Source organism: Sorangium sp. So ce281 (assembly GCF_051527395.1).
Lineage (GTDB): Bacteria > Myxococcota_A > Polyangia > Polyangiales > Polyangiaceae > Sorangium > Sorangium cellulosum_B.
Genome location: NZ_CP150322.1, coordinates 11,224,331 through 11,239,812, shown reverse-complemented (window position 1 = coordinate 11,239,812; position 15,482 = coordinate 11,224,331). Strand labels below are relative to the sequence as shown.

Annotated in this window: 11 protein-coding genes and 1 pseudogene; 8 read left to right on the top strand and 4 right to left on the bottom strand. The window is 70.7% G+C overall.

Translation table 11 applies throughout. From position 1 onward, the window contains the following. The first annotated feature begins 1 nt into the window (after position 1). Complete coding sequence (locus WMF27_RS43130; protein WP_437763050.1) at positions 2-1,879, top strand: DUF2169 family type VI secretion system accessory protein; 1,878 nt, start codon at positions 2-4, stop codon at positions 1,877-1,879. 443 nt (positions 1,880-2,322) lie between these two features. Here WMF27_RS43130 and WMF27_RS43125 read toward each other — a convergent pair whose 3' ends face one another. Continuing rightward, positions 2,323-2,712, bottom strand: a complete 390-nt coding sequence (locus WMF27_RS43125; RefSeq protein ID WP_437763051.1) for a hypothetical protein — start codon at positions 2,710-2,712, stop codon at positions 2,323-2,325. On the opposite strand from WMF27_RS43125, the gene WMF27_RS43120 reads away from it, so the two are divergent. Then, positions 2,702-4,120 (top strand): type VI secretion system Vgr family protein, encoded by a 1,419-nt coding sequence (locus WMF27_RS43120; protein ID WP_437763052.1) that lies wholly within the window; start codon positions 2,702-2,704, stop codon positions 4,118-4,120. The genes WMF27_RS43125 and WMF27_RS43120 overlap by 11 nt on opposite strands. A gap of 40 nt (positions 4,121-4,160) precedes the next feature. On the opposite strand, the gene WMF27_RS43115 is transcribed toward WMF27_RS43120, so the two are convergent. The 3 genes from WMF27_RS43115 to WMF27_RS43105 all read right to left on the bottom strand — a co-directional run bounded on the left by WMF27_RS43115 (position 4,161) and on the right by WMF27_RS43105 (position 6,856). Further along, the gene (locus tag WMF27_RS43115; protein WP_437763053.1) at positions 4,161-5,369 is read right to left on the bottom strand and encodes an STAS domain-containing protein; all 1,209 of its coding nucleotides are present in this window, start codon (positions 5,367-5,369) and stop codon (positions 4,161-4,163) included. Between the two features lie 328 nt (positions 5,370-5,697). Further along, entirely contained in the window at positions 5,698-6,042 is a 345-nt protein-coding gene (locus tag WMF27_RS43110; protein WP_437763054.1) for a DUF4288 domain-containing protein, read from the bottom strand. Positions 6,043-6,460: 418 nt separating this feature from the next. Next, positions 6,461-6,856: a hypothetical protein gene (locus WMF27_RS43105; RefSeq protein WP_437763055.1), complete on the bottom strand. Its 396-nt coding sequence runs from the start codon at positions 6,854-6,856 to the stop codon at positions 6,461-6,463. A gap of 345 nt (positions 6,857-7,201) precedes the next feature. Between WMF27_RS43105 and WMF27_RS43100 the strand changes: the two genes are divergently transcribed. The 6 genes and pseudogenes from WMF27_RS43100 to WMF27_RS43075 all read left to right on the top strand — a co-directional run bounded on the left by WMF27_RS43100 (position 7,202) and on the right by WMF27_RS43075 (position 15,416). After that, on the top strand, positions 7,202-7,996 hold the full coding sequence (locus WMF27_RS43100; protein WP_437763056.1) for a hypothetical protein: 795 nt from the start codon (positions 7,202-7,204) through the stop codon (positions 7,994-7,996). Between the two features lie 661 nt (positions 7,997-8,657). Further along, on the top strand, positions 8,658-10,112 hold the full coding sequence (locus tag WMF27_RS43095) for a hypothetical protein (protein ID WP_437943557.1): 1,455 nt from the start codon (positions 8,658-8,660) through the stop codon (positions 10,110-10,112). Beyond that, positions 10,109-12,322 carry a hypothetical protein gene (locus WMF27_RS43090; protein WP_437763057.1) on the top strand — a complete coding sequence of 738 codons (2,214 nt, stop codon included), beginning with the start codon at positions 10,109-10,111 and terminating at the stop codon, positions 12,320-12,322. The genes WMF27_RS43095 and WMF27_RS43090 overlap by 4 nt, the downstream gene beginning before the upstream one ends. Next, on the top strand, positions 12,319-13,473 hold the full coding sequence (locus WMF27_RS43085) for a hypothetical protein (protein ID WP_437763058.1): 1,155 nt from the start codon (positions 12,319-12,321) through the stop codon (positions 13,471-13,473). The genes WMF27_RS43090 and WMF27_RS43085 overlap by 4 nt, the downstream gene beginning before the upstream one ends. A gap of 203 nt (positions 13,474-13,676) precedes the next feature. After that, a pseudogene (locus WMF27_RS43080) lies at positions 13,677-14,021 on the top strand (hypothetical protein); the annotation flags it as partial. A 216-nt stretch (positions 14,022-14,237) separates the two neighbouring features. Next, on the top strand, positions 14,238-15,416 hold the full coding sequence (locus WMF27_RS43075; protein ID WP_437763059.1) for a hypothetical protein: 1,179 nt from the start codon (positions 14,238-14,240) through the stop codon (positions 15,414-15,416). Positions 15,417-15,482 lie beyond the last annotated feature (66 nt).

Here is a 15,482-nt window from a genome sequence, read left to right as displayed (position 1 = left end):
AATGGCGAACGGTGCGACGAAGAGCGCGATGATGGGCGCGACGAAGAGCGCGATGAACCGTGGGACGAGCGGCGCGACCGGGCCCGTGAGGGTCACGCCGCTGGACGGAGCCGCCGCCGCCGCCGTCGCGTGGCGCAGCCGGGGCGAGCTCCACATCACCGTCATCGTCAAGGCCACCTTCGCCTTCGCGGCGGACGCGGAGATGCCCAGGGTCGAGCCGCAGCAGGTCGTCCACGGGGAGGTCCATCACGGCAACAACCCTGGGCGGAGCGTCCGGCTCACGAGCGATCTGGCGCCGCACCTGGAGCGCGCCGACGTGCTCTTCACCGGCCACGCCCACGCGCCGCCGCCCGGCGCGCCCGTGCACGCCTTGCCCGTGCGACTCGCGATCTCCGATGAGGGCGGGCCCCTCCTCGACAAGGAGCTCCTGGTCAAGGACAGGGCCGGGTTCCAGCGGATGCCGCTCGTGTACGAGCGGGCGCTCCGCGGCGAGAACGACCAGGAGAACTTCCTCGGCGTGCAGGCGACGGGCGACGCGTCCGAGCCCGAGGCGAACATCGTCGATCCCCTCCAGCCGGGGCGCGCGGCCGGCTTCGGGCCCATCGCGCGCGCCTGGCCCGCGCGCAGGCGGCTGCTCGGGGCCACGCCCCGCAAGGCGCTCGACGCCGCCATCGCCGAGATCCCCGATCCCTTCGAGTGGGCGTATTACCAGGCGGCGCCCCCCGATCAGCGGACGCGTTACCTGCGCGGCGGCGAGTGGATCGAGCTCCACGGGCTCCACCCCACGCTGCCGCGGCTCCGGACGCGGCTGCCCGAGGCGCGCGGCCGGGCGCGCGTCCACGGCCTCTCCGCCTTCGGCGTGGGCGAGGGCCACCCGCTCGAGCTGAACGCGGACATTCTGCGCATCGACGGCGACGAGCAGCGCTGCACCCTCGTCTTCCGGGGCAGCCTGGTCGTCCCCGACGAGGCCGCCCTCGCGGCGGCCACCCTCGTGGCGGGGGTCGAGCTCCCCGGCGAGCCGCTCGAGTGGCCCGAGCTGCCGGCGGAGCAGGGCATCGCGGCCCAGGATCTCGCGAAGGCAGCCGACGCGGCTGGCCGCGCGCGCGGCGTGGGAGGCGACGGCGACGGCGGCGACCCCCTGGGCGCGACCCAGGCCGCGCCGGCCGCCGGGGCGCGCACGGTGAGCCTCTCGGACGCTGGCGCGGTGGCCGCTGCCCTCGCCTCGGCGGCGGCGACGCCGTTCCGCCCCGGGTCGGCTCCCGGCGACATCGCCGGGCCGGCCGAGGGCGCGCACGGGCCGCGGGTCGACACGGGGACCCTCTCGATCTCCTCGGTGGAAGAAGGGCCGAAGGGGTCTCCCGCCGCGACGCTGGCGCTGCTGCCCGAGGAGGACGCCGGCGCGACGGACCAGCCCGCGCTCCCGTTCCAGCCGGCGCCCCCGGGCGGCGCGCTGCCTCCCTCGATGATCAGCCGGGAGCCGGTCACGGCGGAGGAGCGCGCGGGCTCTGGCACGCTCGCGCTCGCGATGGAAGACGACTGGGAGCCGGTCGCCGGCGCGCCCGGCCCCTCCGGCGCCGGCGCGCTCGCGGCCCCCCCTGCGCTCGTGCCAGCCGCCGTGGAAGCGCCAGAAACGGCGGCAGCGCCGCTCCCGGCTCCTGAGCCGGCGGCGCCACCTCCGGAGCCGCTGCTGCCGGAGCCGCCTCCCCCGCCGAGGCCAACGCTGAGCGCCTCGCCTGCGCGCTCCCCCGAGGCGGACGAGCCGCCGCCGGCCCCGCCGCCCCGCAGGCCGCCGCCTCCACCGCCCGAGCGCCCCGCGCTGCCGACCCCTTCCCCCGCCTTGAAGAGGAGCCTTTACGAGCGCTTCGATCGCAAACGGTAGCTCGCCGAGCCCGCATCGACGAGCGTGAGGGGCGCCCGCGGGCGAGGCGCCCCTCAGCAGGAGCCCCTCCCCCACGTCACGAAGGATGGATCGACGATGACGACGCGCAGCCCCTCCGATTCAGATGCCCCTCAGCAGGAGACCCTCTCCCACGTCACGGACGATGATTCGACGAGGACCGCGAGCAGGCTCGCCGATTCAGACGCCCCTCAGCAGGAGACCCTCTCCCACGTCACGAACGTTGAACCGACGGAGACGGTGAGTAGGCTCGCCGATTCTGGCGCCCCTCAGCAGGAGACCCTCTCCCACGTCACGAAACTTGAACCGACGAGGTCGGTGCGCAGGCTCGCCGATTCAGACGCCCCTCAGCAGGAGACCCCCTCCCACGTCACGAAACTTGAACCGACGAGGTCGGTGCGCAGGCTCGCCGATTCAGACGCCCCTCAGCAGGAGACCCCCTCCCACGTCACGAAACTTGAACCGACGAGGTCGGTGCGCAGGCTCGCCGATTCAGACGCCCCTCGGCAGGAGACCCCCTCCCACGTCACGAACGATGGTTCGACGACGACGATGCGCAGGCTCGCCGTTTCAGACGCACCTCGGCAGGAGCCCCTCTCCCCCGTCACGAACGTTGAACCGACGAAGACGGTGAGTAGGCTCGCCGATTCAGACGCCCCTCGGCAGGAGACCCCCTCCCACGTCACGAACGATGGTTCGACGACGACGATGAGCAGGCTCGCCGTTTCAAGCGCCCCTCGGCAGGAGACCCTCTCCCAGGTCACGAAGGAGGGATCGACGGGGACGGCGAGCGGGCTCGCCGATTTGCTGAACATTCGACTCGAGCTCTCCGGCTTCTCGTCCGACCTCCTCCAGGTGAGCAGGCTGTCGGGGCGCGAAGCGATCTCCCAGCTCTTCACGTTCGACGTCGAGGTGGTCTGTCCGAGCGACGCCGGGGTCGACGGGCAGACCTTCACGGGCGAGAGCGTCGCGATCGTCTTCGAGCAGAACAGGGTCGAGGTGCGGCGCGTCCACGGGATGGTCGCGGAGGTCCACGACATGCTCGCGAACCTGCGCGACCACCGGGCGTACCGCCTGCACATCGTCCCGCGCGCCTACCGGCTGGCGCTGGTCGAGACCACGGAGACCTCGATGAACAAGGCGGTGCCGGATCTCATCAAGCAAAAGCTCGACCTCGTGGGCCTGAGCGGGAGCGACGTGGAGCTCAGGCTGACGGGCACGTACGCGCCGCGGGAGTTCGTGGTGCAGTACCAGGAGACCGATCTCGCCTTCATCAGCCGCCTGGCCGAGCACGCCGGGATCAGCTTCTTCTTCGAGCACCAGGACGGGCAGGACACGATGGTCTTCACCGACGGCGCCGGCTTCGAGCCCGCGGCCGGCGCCGAGTCCGTCCAGTTCCGCGAGCACAATGAAACGCGCGACGTCTTCGAGCTCGAGGCGAGATCGCGGCTGGTGCCGAGCGTGTATGTCGCCCGCGACTACAACTACCGGCAACCGATGCTCGATCTGACGTCGGAGCACGTCCTCCCCACGGGGTACGCGGGGGGCGTGATCGAGTACGGCGGCCATTACAAGACGCCGGCGGAGGGGAAGGCGCTGGCGCAGGTCCGGGCCGAGGAGCGGCAGGCGACGCAGCTCGTGTACGCGGGCAGGAGCGCGGTGTGCGGGCTCGGCGCGGGCGCGCGATCGACGCTGGAAGGGCACCCGAACCTGGAGTCGCTCGACCTGCTCTTCGTCGAGGTGGAGCACCGCGCGACGCTGCTGACCGGCAGAGACGAGCCGCGGCGCTACGTGAACACCTTCCGCGCGATCCCGGGCAAGAACACGTACCGGCCGCCGCGCGTCACCCCGACGCCCCGGATCGGCGGCGTCGTCACGGGGATCGTCGACGCCGGGCCGGGGGGCGGGGGCAACAACGCGCAGATCGACGATCAGGGCAGGTACATGGTCCGGTTCCTGTTCGATACGGGGGCTGCGGGCGGCCTGACGTCCAGGCCGGTGCGCATGCTCCAGAACCACGCCGGAGCGAACTACGGCACGCATTTCCCGCTCAAGCCGGGGACCGAGGTGCTCATCGCCTTCGTGAACGGCGACCCGGATCGGCCGGTCATCGTGGGCGCCGCGCCCAACCCGCTGACACCCTCGCCGGTCAACAGCGCGAACCGGTCGACTCACCGGATCAAGACGCAGGGAGGTATCGTCTTCGATCTCGTGGACGAGTGAGCCGCGCACGGCCCCCCCGGGCGGCGAGCGATGGCGCCGCTCAGGGAGCGGGCTTCTTGCCGGGCGCGGGGCCTGCGCCGTGGGAGGCGCCCTGGGCGCCTGTCATGGCCCGGATGGCGTAGTTGAGGGCGGCGCGCAGGTTGCGTTGCGTGTTGAGCTGGGTGAGGTCGAGGCCGAGCGCGACCATGGTCTGGGCGACCGTCGGCTTGATGCCGGCGACGATGCCGTCCGCGCCGAGGAGGCGGATGGCGGTGATGAGCTGGATGAGGTGGCTCGCGACCCGGGTGTCGACGACCTCCACGCCGGTGAGGTCGAGGATGGCGAAGCGCGCCCGCTTCTCGACGATCTGCGCGAGCAGGCTGTCCATGACCTCGGCCGTGCGGACGCTGTCGACCGTGCCGACCATGGGGAGCGTGAGCACGCCGTCCCAGACCTCGATGATCGGCGTCGAGAGATCGCGGATCACCTTCTGCTGCGCCGCGATCTGGTCGAGCTGGATGCGCAGCTCCTTCTCGACGAGCCTGGAGTCCGACACGTCGAGCGAGACCCCGAGCACGCCGTCGACGCTGCCGCCGGGCTCGCTGCGGAGCGGGATGAGCCAGGTGTCCCAGTCGGCGCCGTGCGCCTCGCCGCGACCGCGGCGCACCTCGCCGTCGTACCATTTCCGCATCTCGGCGGCGGCCTCCGGGGAGGCCGCATAGAGGTCGTACACGCTGCGCCCGACGTGCTGCCCCCGTGTGAACCCGGCCTTCGCGACCGCCTTGCCGTCGTGATAGAGGTAGATCCCGTCGCCGTCGAGCGCCCATATCGTCAAGGGATCCACGTGCTCGGCGAGGCCGTCGACGATGCGCGCCTTGAGCCGGAGCGTGCTCAGCTCGTCCTCGGTCATCGGGGTGGCGGCGGCGGCCGCGGGCGCGGGGCGGAGCGAGCCGAGGACGGCGCTCCGGTCGGACGACCGGCTGGCGCTGCACGACAGCGCCCGGTAGGCGCCGCCGCCGTCGCGCAGGCGCACGCTGAACGAGACGGGCTCGTCCCTCTGAAGGAGCGACGACCAGGCCGCCGAGAGCGCGGCACGATCGTCCGGGTGCGCGAGATCCGCGAGGCGCGCGCCCCCCTCGACCCCGGGGCCCAGCGCCTCGCGGAGTCCGCCGCTCCCGTGGAGCAGCGCTCCGTCGGCCGAGGCGATGAAGAGCAGATCGGGCGAGCGGGCGAAGAGCTCGCCGAGCAACACATTGGGGGCAGATTCCATCAGTCTCACGACTCCTCAGCGAACAGAGAAGGATAAGTGTAGCGTGAACGGAGCAGGCTGCGAAAGAGCTCCCAGGCGGTCGTCATGCGATTGAGCCGGGAGAAACGCGCCACGAGGTGGGGGCGCTAGCGTGGCGGGCGCTGCGCGGCAAGACGGTGAGCCGGCTCGCCGCTGAATGAGCTACGGCGAGGTGGGCCGAGGACGGCAAGGCGCCGCTTGCGTGGACCGGAGCGGGAGAGGTGGTGAGAGGTGCGGTGCTCGAGGGCGGACCGCAGGTCCTCCACGATCTCTCCGGCGATCACGTCCGCCGCCCCTTCCAATTCACCTGTCAGTCGATGCTGCCGCCGAGCAACGGCTCGAACGCGTGGTAAGCCTCATAGCTCTTGAAGTGCCGCGCGTAGATGTCCGCGCCGTCATCAAGAGTGTCCGAAAGAACACGACTTACATCCACAACGTGCTTCAGCCTCCAGTGAATCTCCTGCCCTAGAGCATTGTTGAAGCACGTCTCGTGCGCACGGCTGTGTTGCTCGGCGCGCGCGCGTGCCTGCTCCTCACTTTCGGCGCGCACCAGCGCGAAGCACTCTTCGTACATGGGTGTGTACGACGGGTCCGGTGACCAAGACTCGTAGAGGATAACGGCAACATAGAGATCGTTGTTCGGGCTGGATTCCATGGATGAGCTCGCTTGTCGATGCGGCTTTGACCGGGGAGTGCAACGCCGCGTGATGCCGAGATCAGCCTGCCCTGTCGCGGGGCGCGGCGGTAGGGGCCTACCTGTCCGGACGCTTCCCTTTTCTCAAGTCGGCCACCTTCCGCCGCGCAGGCGGCGGCCCCGTTGAAGCCGACCGACCAGGCGTGGCTGAGGTGAAGCCCGCGAGGTGCCGCGATCGCGCGCTCGCCGGCGTCCACCTCGACCCCGCGGCCGGTCCGCAGGAACGGCTTCATGTGCAGGTGCTGGACCTTCGTGGCTCTCCGCGGCTTCTCGTTGACGGTATAGGACGGCGACGAAGGCAGAGTAGCTCAGCGGTCGCGAGCGGTCACACAGAGGGGATGCCCCGGGACGGACCGGGTGGGGTCACGAAGCGAGGTCGTCACGGCGAGGTGCTTCCGGCCGACGCTCGCGCCCTCAGATCGGCCTCCACCGTCTCGAACTGCTCGAGGGCGGACCGCAGGTCCTCCACGATCTCTCCTGCGATCACGTCCGGCGCCGGCAGGAGGTCCGGAAGCCCGGCGGAGTACTTCTCGGTCTGCCCCTCCACACCGGTGAGCGTGGTGCCGACCTCCTTCGCCTCGATCACGCCGACCGCCTCCCCGTCGACATAGAGCAGGTAGTCGGCGAAGCCGTGACCGCGCTTCAGCGGGAACTCCCGGACGGCGACGCAATGCGCCGCGTCGAGGTTCATCACCTGCCTGTCCTGCACGGCCCAGCCGGCAGCCGTCAGCGCGTCGTCGATGTTCTTCCGGGCAGCATCTTCGGGACGAGTCATGGGCTGGATCAGGAAGCATAACGAAAGCAGCAGGTTCCCGTCGATACCGAGGCGTGGTGGGGGAGCCATTCCACCCGGAAGCGCCGGGTAGGATATCGACGCCGGAGCAGGCGGGGAACGGGCGAAGGAAGGTGAACGCAGCGCCGGTGCAAAGGTGGAGAGAGCTCGCGCCGCGGGTCGCGATCGCGGAGCCGCCCGGCGCCGCGCGCTCCGAGGAGCTCCAGCCGGCAGCGGCGAGCATCATTCCGGCTCTCGCCGGCGCTTGCGATGCGCTCGCGGATCAACGAGCCTGTCGGGCCATGTTGCGGCCGTTCTGGCCGCGTTCCCCGACAAGGAGGGATAGATATGGCGTCGAAATTGGTGACCGACAGGGACAAGTCCAGCCGCGCCGTGGCCGCGTCGGCCGAGACGCACGCCGACGAGATCGCGAAGGGGATTGCGGGCGAGCTCGCGCCCTGCCTGAGGTCCGGCGAGAAGATGCCCGACGTGGCGTTGCTCATGCGCCTCGTCGCGCGCCGGCTCGCCACGGACACGGCCGCGCTCGTGGCGGCCGACGACGCGCACGAGCGAGAGCTCGCGGACGACGCCGCGCCCCGCGAGGCGCGCGACGAGGCGGCCGCCCGGCTGCGCTCGGTGCTCGTCGACGGGCGCGCCGCCGTCGACGCGGCGTTCGGGCCGGCGGGCCTGCGCAAGCTGCGGCTGGACGGGGCCGTCGCCGAGGACCCTTCCGTGCTCGTGACGACCGGCGAAGGGGTCGTGAGCGCCCTGCGGGACGCGGAGATCAAGCTCCCGAAGCCGAGGCGCGCGTCGATGAAGCTCGATCGCGCCGCGCTCGCCGACGAGATCGCGGCCGAGCTGCCGGCGCTGAAGAAGGCGCTCGCGAAGGTCGCGACCGAGGAGCGCGAGAAGGAGGCCACGCTGCGCGCGAAGCAGCACGCCATGCGCAAGAGCGACAGGAGCTTCGGCCAGGGCGCCGCGCTGCTCGCGGCGAGCTTCACGTTCGCCGGCCTGGAGGATCTCGCCGCCAAGGTGCGCCCCTCCGGCCGCAGGCCCGGCCGGACCGCGGCCGAGGAGGACGACGCGCCGCCCCCCGAGGCGCCCGCCTCGCCCGGATCGCCTCCAGCGCTCGAAGGCGACTGACCGCCGTCCGCGCCGGCCGAGCCTGAAAGCGGCCCCTCCGCTCCCCAACTCGCGCTGCCACGGCCGGGAAACGCGATGATCCCGCGGCAAAGCGCGCTCTGAACCGTTCCCCTCGGGCCTCGCCGCGGGCGCAGCCCTTCCGAAGCGATCGGCGGCCTCGGGGCCGCCGGAACTCGCCTTTCTGACGGCTCCCGTGTCGTCTCGCCCCGGGCTCGTCGCTTGTGGAGCGGCTCCAGCGTCGTCTCGCCCCGGGCTCGTCGCTTGTGGAGCGGCTCCAGCGTCGTCTCGCTCTGGGCTCGTCGCCTGTGGAGCGGCTCCAGCGTCGACTCGCCCCGGGCTCGTCGCTTGTGGAGCGGCTCCAGCGTCGTCTCGCCCCGGGCTCGTCGCCTGTGGAACGGCTCCAGCGTCGACCGCCGCACCTCCCTGCTTCACCTGCGCTTCGGTGGACGGCCATGGCGTCACCACAGACGCCCGTCGGATGCACCGGAGGACACCTCCCCGGTCCGGCGACGGTCCTTGCGTTGGCGACGGACGATATGGCGCACGAGGGCGCGATCCAGGGCCGAGCAATGTCCCAGCGCTTTCGTGAGCACGCTTGCACCTGGGAAACGGGCGCGCGAGCGTGCTTGGGCGAGAAAAATCGCGGGGTGGAGACAATGAGATGAGAACGGTGCGATTGGCGACGATCGTTGCGGCGGCCCTTGCCGCCCTGGTGCTTGGTGCGACCGTGCCCGGGTGCCTGTGGGATCGCGACGACGAACCCCTGAGCGGGAGGATCTGCGCGATTCCGAACACCGGCGTCGTCGAGCGCTGCGTCGATGCGAGCGAGGGCCCGGCCAGCGCGTGGAGCAAGGCCGAGGCGGACGGCGAGCTGCCGATCTTCATGTGGGCGCGGTGGTCGGGTCGGGTGACGCCCGAGGAGCTCATCGCGAACGAGGCGGAGCTCGGGGCCTGGTTCGACACCGTCGATCGGGTCGTGTCCTATGTGCGCGACGAGCAGAAGCACGCCGAGTCGCTCCGGGCGACGCTCCACGGCGAGCTCGGTAAGCTGCTCCGGCTGATCAGGGATAGGCAGGAGGAGGCCCTCCAGGCCGAGCCGATCCATGCGGCCGACAACTTCAAGGAGGCGATGACCGGCAAGGCGAGCGCCGAGCGGGAGCCGCTCGTCGCCGCGATCGCGGCGGACAAGCAGGCGATGACCGCCGTGCAGGCCATCTTCGATCGCGCCAGGGACGAGGGCGCGCCGCTGCGATCCAGGTATGCGGGCGCGGCGGCGCGCTTCGCCGCCTACCGCGCGACCGAGGCGGCGGAGACGGCGGCGTACGCGGCGCTCTCGGCGCAGGCGTCGCGAGCGGCGATAGAAGGGCTCGACGGCGTGGAGCAGGCGGTGCTCGCGGCGGCGCGCGAGGCGAGCCGCGCGCCGAGCGAGCTCGCCGCGGAGGTGATGACGCTGTCGGCGGAGCTCCGGGCGCTCGCGGTCTCGTTCGAGGAGGCGATCGCGCCGCACAAGGAATTCCTCGCGACGCACGGCGCGGTGGTGCCTGACATGACGTCGGGGGCGCTGCGCTCGCTGAGCGCGATGCTGGGGTATGTGCAGCGGCGGGTCGCCCGGAGCGACGCGACGGCGACGGCGCTGCTCGGCGGCATCGCGCTGCGCCGGCAGGCGCTCGTCGCGCTGGAGGCAGACGAGGGGGCGCGCGAGGCGAGCGCGCGGTCGCGGATCCGCCGGGCCTCGGAGGCGTTCAGCGAGGGAGCGCGCGCGCGGGCGGCGGCGCTGTCGGCGGCGCCGCCGATGAGCGAGAAGCTCGGGCTGCCGCTCTTGGCCGAGCGGTGCGGGGAGCTCTTGGCGCTGGTGCAGATGCGGCCGCTCTGCGAGACGGCGTCGTCCTCGTGGCGAGAGGCGGGGTGCGCGGCGCTCCGAGGGCGGTTCGACGCCGCGGAGGCCGAGCTCAGGACGGGCTTGCCGCAGAAGATCGCGGCGGGCCTCGCGGCGCTGCGGGAGCAGGGGATGGGCGCGGCGGAGCTCGACGCGGCGCAGGCGAAGCTCGACGCGGGCGACGTGAAGGGCGCCGCGATCGCGTATGACGCCGCCGTGCGCGGGGCGGAGGGGACATGAGAGGCTCGAAGGACGTCGCGCTGCGCGGCCGGAGCTCCGTGGTGGTCCAGAAGCTCGTCGCGCTTGTCACGGCGCTGGCGGTGCTGGCGCCGTCGTTCACGTGGGCCGGCACGCCGTACACCCTCCTCTGGAGCAACCGCCAGGATGTCGACTCGTGCGCGAGCGGCGAGCTGGAGACGGAGGGCGACGCCCTCTTCGAGGTGAACCAGACGCCCCTGCCCACCTACGGGATCCCGGGCGCGCTGCAGCTCGAAAGCGACGGCTCTCGGAGCAACACGCTCGAGGCGGAGTTCGACTCGGTGCTGCTCCGCACGGGGGCCAACCAGTTCGACTTCGGGGTTCACACCGTCAACGGGGGCAACTGGTGTACCCACGCGCACGACGTGGTGCACCTCGTCTCGGAGCCGCTCGGGCTCAACAAGCCGCTCTTCGACATCCGCCGCGATGGGGCCGGCTTCGAGGGCAGCACCGTGGCCGACCTCGGCCTCGCGGAGATCAACCCCGCGCTCGCGCGCGACATCGCGGAGCTGGAGGTCGCGCTCGGCAAGCTGATGGAGGCGATCCTCCGGAACGCCGCCAAGATAGCGGACCTCCGGGCGCGGATGGACCTGCTGCGGCAGCTCGATCTGGAGCTGCACGACCTGGTGAACCGGCCGCTGGACGAGATCTCGCGGACCGACCTCGACGCGATCCTCGACCGGTACAAGGACGTTGTCGACGCGGAGACGCGGGCGGCGATGGAGCAGCTCGTCGACGACCTGAAGAAGAGCGTCAGCGACCTGGAGGACGAGCTCGGGCGGCTGATCGACGAGTTCGGGGCGCAGGCCGACGAGGTGGCGGACCTCGCGACGCAGGATGCGCGCGCCGAGGGGTGGAATCCGGATGATCCGTGGGTGTACGCGCTCGGGGAGAGCGAGGTGCCGTGGGTCGAGGTGCCGGACATCGCCGAGGTGGACGGTGCGTTCGACGAGGGGAGAGACCCGTACGCGGCGTATGCGGACGGCGTGATCGCGGCGCTGGAGAAGGACGTGAGCGGGGGCGCGGTGGTCGCGCGGGCGGACTTCGTGGCGAACGTGCGGGCGTGGCGGGCCAACAGCGCGGCGCTGGAGATCGCGCTGCGCGACCGGATGGGCGTGTCGCTCGCGGAGACCAACGCGTTCCTGAAGGCGCAGAACCGGATCACCGGGTTCGTGCGGCAGTTCATGGATGCGTCGGACTGGTTCGTGGACTCGCCGATCCCGCCGGACCTGCGGGCGCAGGTCGATACGGTGCTGAAGCCGCGGTTCGACGCGCTCGCCGACCAGATGAAGGACAACCTCAACCTGTGGACAGGCGACGGGTTCGACCTGGAGCAGACGCAGCTCTACCGGACGATCAGCGCGTTCGCGGGGGCGATGTCGACGGTCGCCGAGGGGTTCGGGGCGTACGCGGACGTGATGCAGACGCTGGTGCACGCGACGACGCGCATCGGCGTGGGCTTCGTGCCGGTGGTCGGGCCGGCGCTCGATCTGTGCGAGGCGGTGACCGGGAAGGCGTGGTGCTTGCCGTCGGGGGAGGAGCTCAGCACCGAGGAGCGGATCTTCTCGGGGATAGGGTTCGGGCTCGGCGCGGTCGGGCCGATGTGGCGCGCGGTCAGCCGCGCAGGCGGGCTGACGCCGGATGCGATTCGGGTTGCCGAGGAGATCGCGCAGTTTGGCGACGAGCTCGCCACAGCGCTGCGCGCACCGCGGCGCACCTGGTACAAGACGCTGCGCGGGGCGGTCACGAGCAAGCCGCTCGACGCGATGGAGAAGGAGGCTGCCAAGTTCATGCTGGACGACGGGCGGGCGCTCGTCGGGGTGGGGGATGACGGCGTGCGCACAGTGCTGGATATCCCGAAGCAGTCACCCCCTCGCACCGACCTTGCCAAGGCTCCCGATTTCCTGTCGGTCACCAAGGGGAACGCGCTCGCTCTCTCCGAGGTGAAGTCGATTGAGGAGGGGAGCATCGACATCGATAAGGCGCTCAAGCAGTTGACGAACGGACTGGAGGCAATCAAGAAGAAGGGACTCGCCGGAGATGTCCAGAGGGTCGAGCTGATCATGCCCAAGGGCGCGCCGCTCAACAACGAGGATCTGAAGATAGTGAACGGCTACTTGGTCAGGGTGAGCACGGGCGAGCGCATCACCATCAAAGGGTTCAAGAATCTGGTGATGGTCATCCAGCTATGAGCGATTCGGGTCCTTGGTTCTATGCCTGGTGTGACGAGGCGGCCAGAGTTGAGGCGTTCGAGGCGGCCCTGGTCGCCCTCGTCCACCCACAGGGGCGCTGCGATGTCGACATTAGCTCGCTCGACACTCCTGCCAGGACATGGCGTCACTCGGCTCTCATCGACGAGGTTGTCACGATGACACGTGCCGCCTTTGCTGCGGATACGCACATCTCCGTGGACTTCGGAGTGCAGCTGAGATCTGGGCGTTGGTCCTGCTTCGGCATCGAGTGCTTCGGCGAGGAGTACGAGCGCCGGTACCCATCCGGCCCGCTGCGCGGGTCGCCGTTCGACCGGAGGGATGTGCTCCCGTGGCGCCTCGAGATCGCCTTGGGCGGGCGCCTGGGCGGCGTGGAGATCGAGGCGGCGGTCGCGTCGATGCAAGTCCAGCAGGACATCGAGGATCTCCTGATCCGCCTCTGCGCGCCGGAGGTGCATGCGCGCGTGAAGACCGGCGCGTGCGTGGGTGTCGGGGACTGGGGCGCCCCTGTCGAGACATGCGCGACCTACCACGCTGACGTCGCGTCGATCGCGCGCGACCTCGCCCTCTCATGGATCCATCTGAACGAGGGTTACAAAACGCCAACTACGGCGGGCATGTCGCTCGACTCGCTGCGCGCGCGCATCGACGCTGCTCCGCGTGGGGCGCGTGTCGGTATCGCAGGCGACGTCGAGCTCGTGCGCCAGCACATGCGGATGGACTGGGCCGCATCGGCATCGAGAGACATGCGGCCTACGCGCGCCGAGGCTGTTCGTCGCGGAGCGCGCGCCGTCACTGAGGGAGACGCCGAGCTCACGCGCGAAACCGTCATCAAGGCGCTTGATATGCCTCCGAGCCTGCTCCTCGATGCGCTCGAAGCCTCCGCAGTACCGGACGACGCATGGCGCTCGGTCGAATCGGCCGCCCTTGAGACCATCGCAGCCACGAAGGAGGGCGCGCCCACCTACGAGGCGGACGTCACCTCGCGCAAGCACGTCCAGTTCATCGAGCGCCACGCCCCCTACCACGTGCGGCGTCTGCCGAGCGGCGGTGTCATGCTGGCGACACACCCCTACCGCACGCTCTGGCCGCTCTGGGCGGACGCTCTCTTCCTGCTCGACCTGATCTCCTGATGCCGGTCGTGCGACGTCGTCGCTTATCCGGACTCCGCACCCGGGCCGCAGGTACCAGACGGCGCCCCCTCCCTGAGCGCGCGGAGCGCGCGATTTGGGAGGGGCGGACCGCGCGCAGGCGCGGAGCGCCGAGCACGGGCCGGGGGTGGGCATCCGCTCTCTCGGAGCCGTCCTCCGCCCTTGCAGAGCCGTCTTCATCGACGGCCAACCCCGAGGGATGGAACCCGGACGATCCGTGGGGGTACGCGCTCGGGGAGAGCGAGGTGCCGTGGGTCGAGGTGCCGGACATCGCGGAGGTGGAGGGGGCGTTCGAGGAGGGGAGAGACCCGTATGCGGCGTATGCGGACGGCGTGATCGCGGCGCTGGAGAAGGACGTGAGCGGGGGCGCGGTGATCGCGCGGGCGGACTTCGTGGCGAACGTGCGGGCGTGGCGGGCCAACAGCGCGGCGCTGGAGATCGCGCTGCGCGACCGGATGGGCGTGTCGCTCGCGGAGACCAACGCATTCCTGAAGGCGCAGAACCGGATCACCGGGTTCGTGCGGAAGTATTGCGTTGTTGTGCCGAAATTTATCACGGGGAGCGGCTGCCTTGTGCCTGCGGGCTCGGCGGTACACGGGCGGGCCTTTCGCCGTGACATGCTCCAGGCGCTGAGCTTGTGCTATTCTTCACGGCAAGAGACGCGCGGCGTGGTCTCGCGGTGCGGCGTGCGAAGAGCGGTGATCGGAGCTCTGGAAGTCAGATAGGTGCTCTCGATGCGTCGGTATATGAACCAAGCGCGGAGTGAACGGGGACCCGATTTCTATGCGTGGTGTGACGAGGCGAACCGGTTCGACGCCTTCGCGGCGGCCCTCTCCGCGCTCGTCTACCCGGGGGGACTCTGCGATGTCAGCCTCTCCACGCCTGGATCCTCCGAACACCTGTCGCGCAGCAGGGTTCCCCTCGACGAGGTCATCGCGGTGACACGTCCCGCTTTCAAGGCACGCTCGCAGATCTGTGTGGATTTCGGCACGAAGTGGAGATGGCTGGCCAGGTATGGTCTGAGCCTGGACTGCTATGGTGAAGAACACGAACGCCGGTGGGCCAGCGGCCCTCTGCGCATACACACCTACGAGTGGAAGGGGCTCTACCCATATTGCCTCGAGATCGCCATCGGCGACGGTGTGCGCTCCGTGGAGGCCGAGGCGGCGATGATCTCGATGCAATTCGAGCAGGACATGGAGGAGATCCTGCTCGGCCTGTGCGCGCCGGACGCGCGTCCCCGCGTGACGACCGGCGCGTGCTCGGCCGCCTTCAGCTGGTCCGCACCCGTCGAGGCGTGCGCGACCTACCACGCCGACGCCGCAACGGTCGCGCGCGATCTCGCCCTGTCGTGGGTGCACATCCACGACGGCGACATCGTGGAGCGCGCCGCGGGCTTGTCCTTGGACGCGCTACATGCGCGCGTCGAAGCCGCTCCCAGAGGGGCGCGCGTCGGGGTTGCGAGCGCCGTCGAGCGCGTCGGCGAGCACTGGGGCCTCGACCGCGATGCGTCCCGATCGCGGGCCGAGCGGTCGACCCGCCCGGACGCCATCCGGCGCGTCCCACGCGCCCGCCTCGTAGGCGACGAGGATCTCACGCGCGAACAGGTGCTCGCGGCGCTCTCCATGCCGGCGGCTACGCTGGTCGACGCGCTCGAAGCCTCGGCGGTGCCGGACGAAGCATGGCGCTCCGTCGAGCCTCGCGCGCGCGAGCTCGTCCAGGAGATCATCGAAGAGCCCAGGGAGGGCGAGGCCTCCTACGAGGTGAACGTCGCCACGGGGAGACACGTCCGGTTCATCGAGCGCCACTCGCCCTACTACGTCCGGCGCCTTCCAAACGGCGGCCTGCTGCTGGCCACCCACCCCTTCCGCACGCTCTGGCCGCTCTGGTCCGACGCCCTCTTCGTACTCGGCCTCATGTCCTGACGCAGAGTCTCCCCCGCTCTCTCCACCTCAAGCTTTGCACCTGTCGCACCTGCGCCTGCGATATGG

Excerpts from the sequence above, each read along its gene's own strand:
- WMF27_RS43130 (WP_437763050.1), top strand. The coding sequence starts at position 2 with ATGGCGAACGGTGCGACGAAGAGCGCGATGATGGGCGCGACGAAGAGC.
- WMF27_RS43125 (WP_437763051.1), bottom strand. The coding sequence starts at position 2,712 with ATGTTCAGCAAATCGGCGAGCCCGCTCGCCGTCCCCGTCGATCCCTCC.
- WMF27_RS43115 (WP_437763053.1), bottom strand. The coding sequence starts at position 5,369 with ATGGAATCTGCCCCCAATGTGTTGCTCGGCGAGCTCTTCGCCCGCTCG.
- WMF27_RS43110 (WP_437763054.1), bottom strand. The coding sequence starts at position 6,042 with ATGGAATCCAGCCCGAACAACGATCTCTATGTTGCCGTTATCCTCTAC.
- WMF27_RS43105 (WP_437763055.1), bottom strand. The coding sequence starts at position 6,856 with ATGACTCGTCCCGAAGATGCTGCCCGGAAGAACATCGACGACGCGCTG.
- WMF27_RS43100 (WP_437763056.1), top strand. The coding sequence starts at position 7,202 with ATGGCGTCGAAATTGGTGACCGACAGGGACAAGTCCAGCCGCGCCGTG.
- WMF27_RS43095 (WP_437943557.1), top strand. The coding sequence starts at position 8,658 with ATGAGAACGGTGCGATTGGCGACGATCGTTGCGGCGGCCCTTGCCGCC.
- WMF27_RS43090 (WP_437763057.1), top strand. The coding sequence starts at position 10,109 with ATGAGAGGCTCGAAGGACGTCGCGCTGCGCGGCCGGAGCTCCGTGGTG.
- WMF27_RS43085 (WP_437763058.1), top strand. The coding sequence starts at position 12,319 with ATGAGCGATTCGGGTCCTTGGTTCTATGCCTGGTGTGACGAGGCGGCC.
- WMF27_RS43075 (WP_437763059.1), top strand. The coding sequence starts at position 14,238 with ATGAACCAAGCGCGGAGTGAACGGGGACCCGATTTCTATGCGTGGTGT.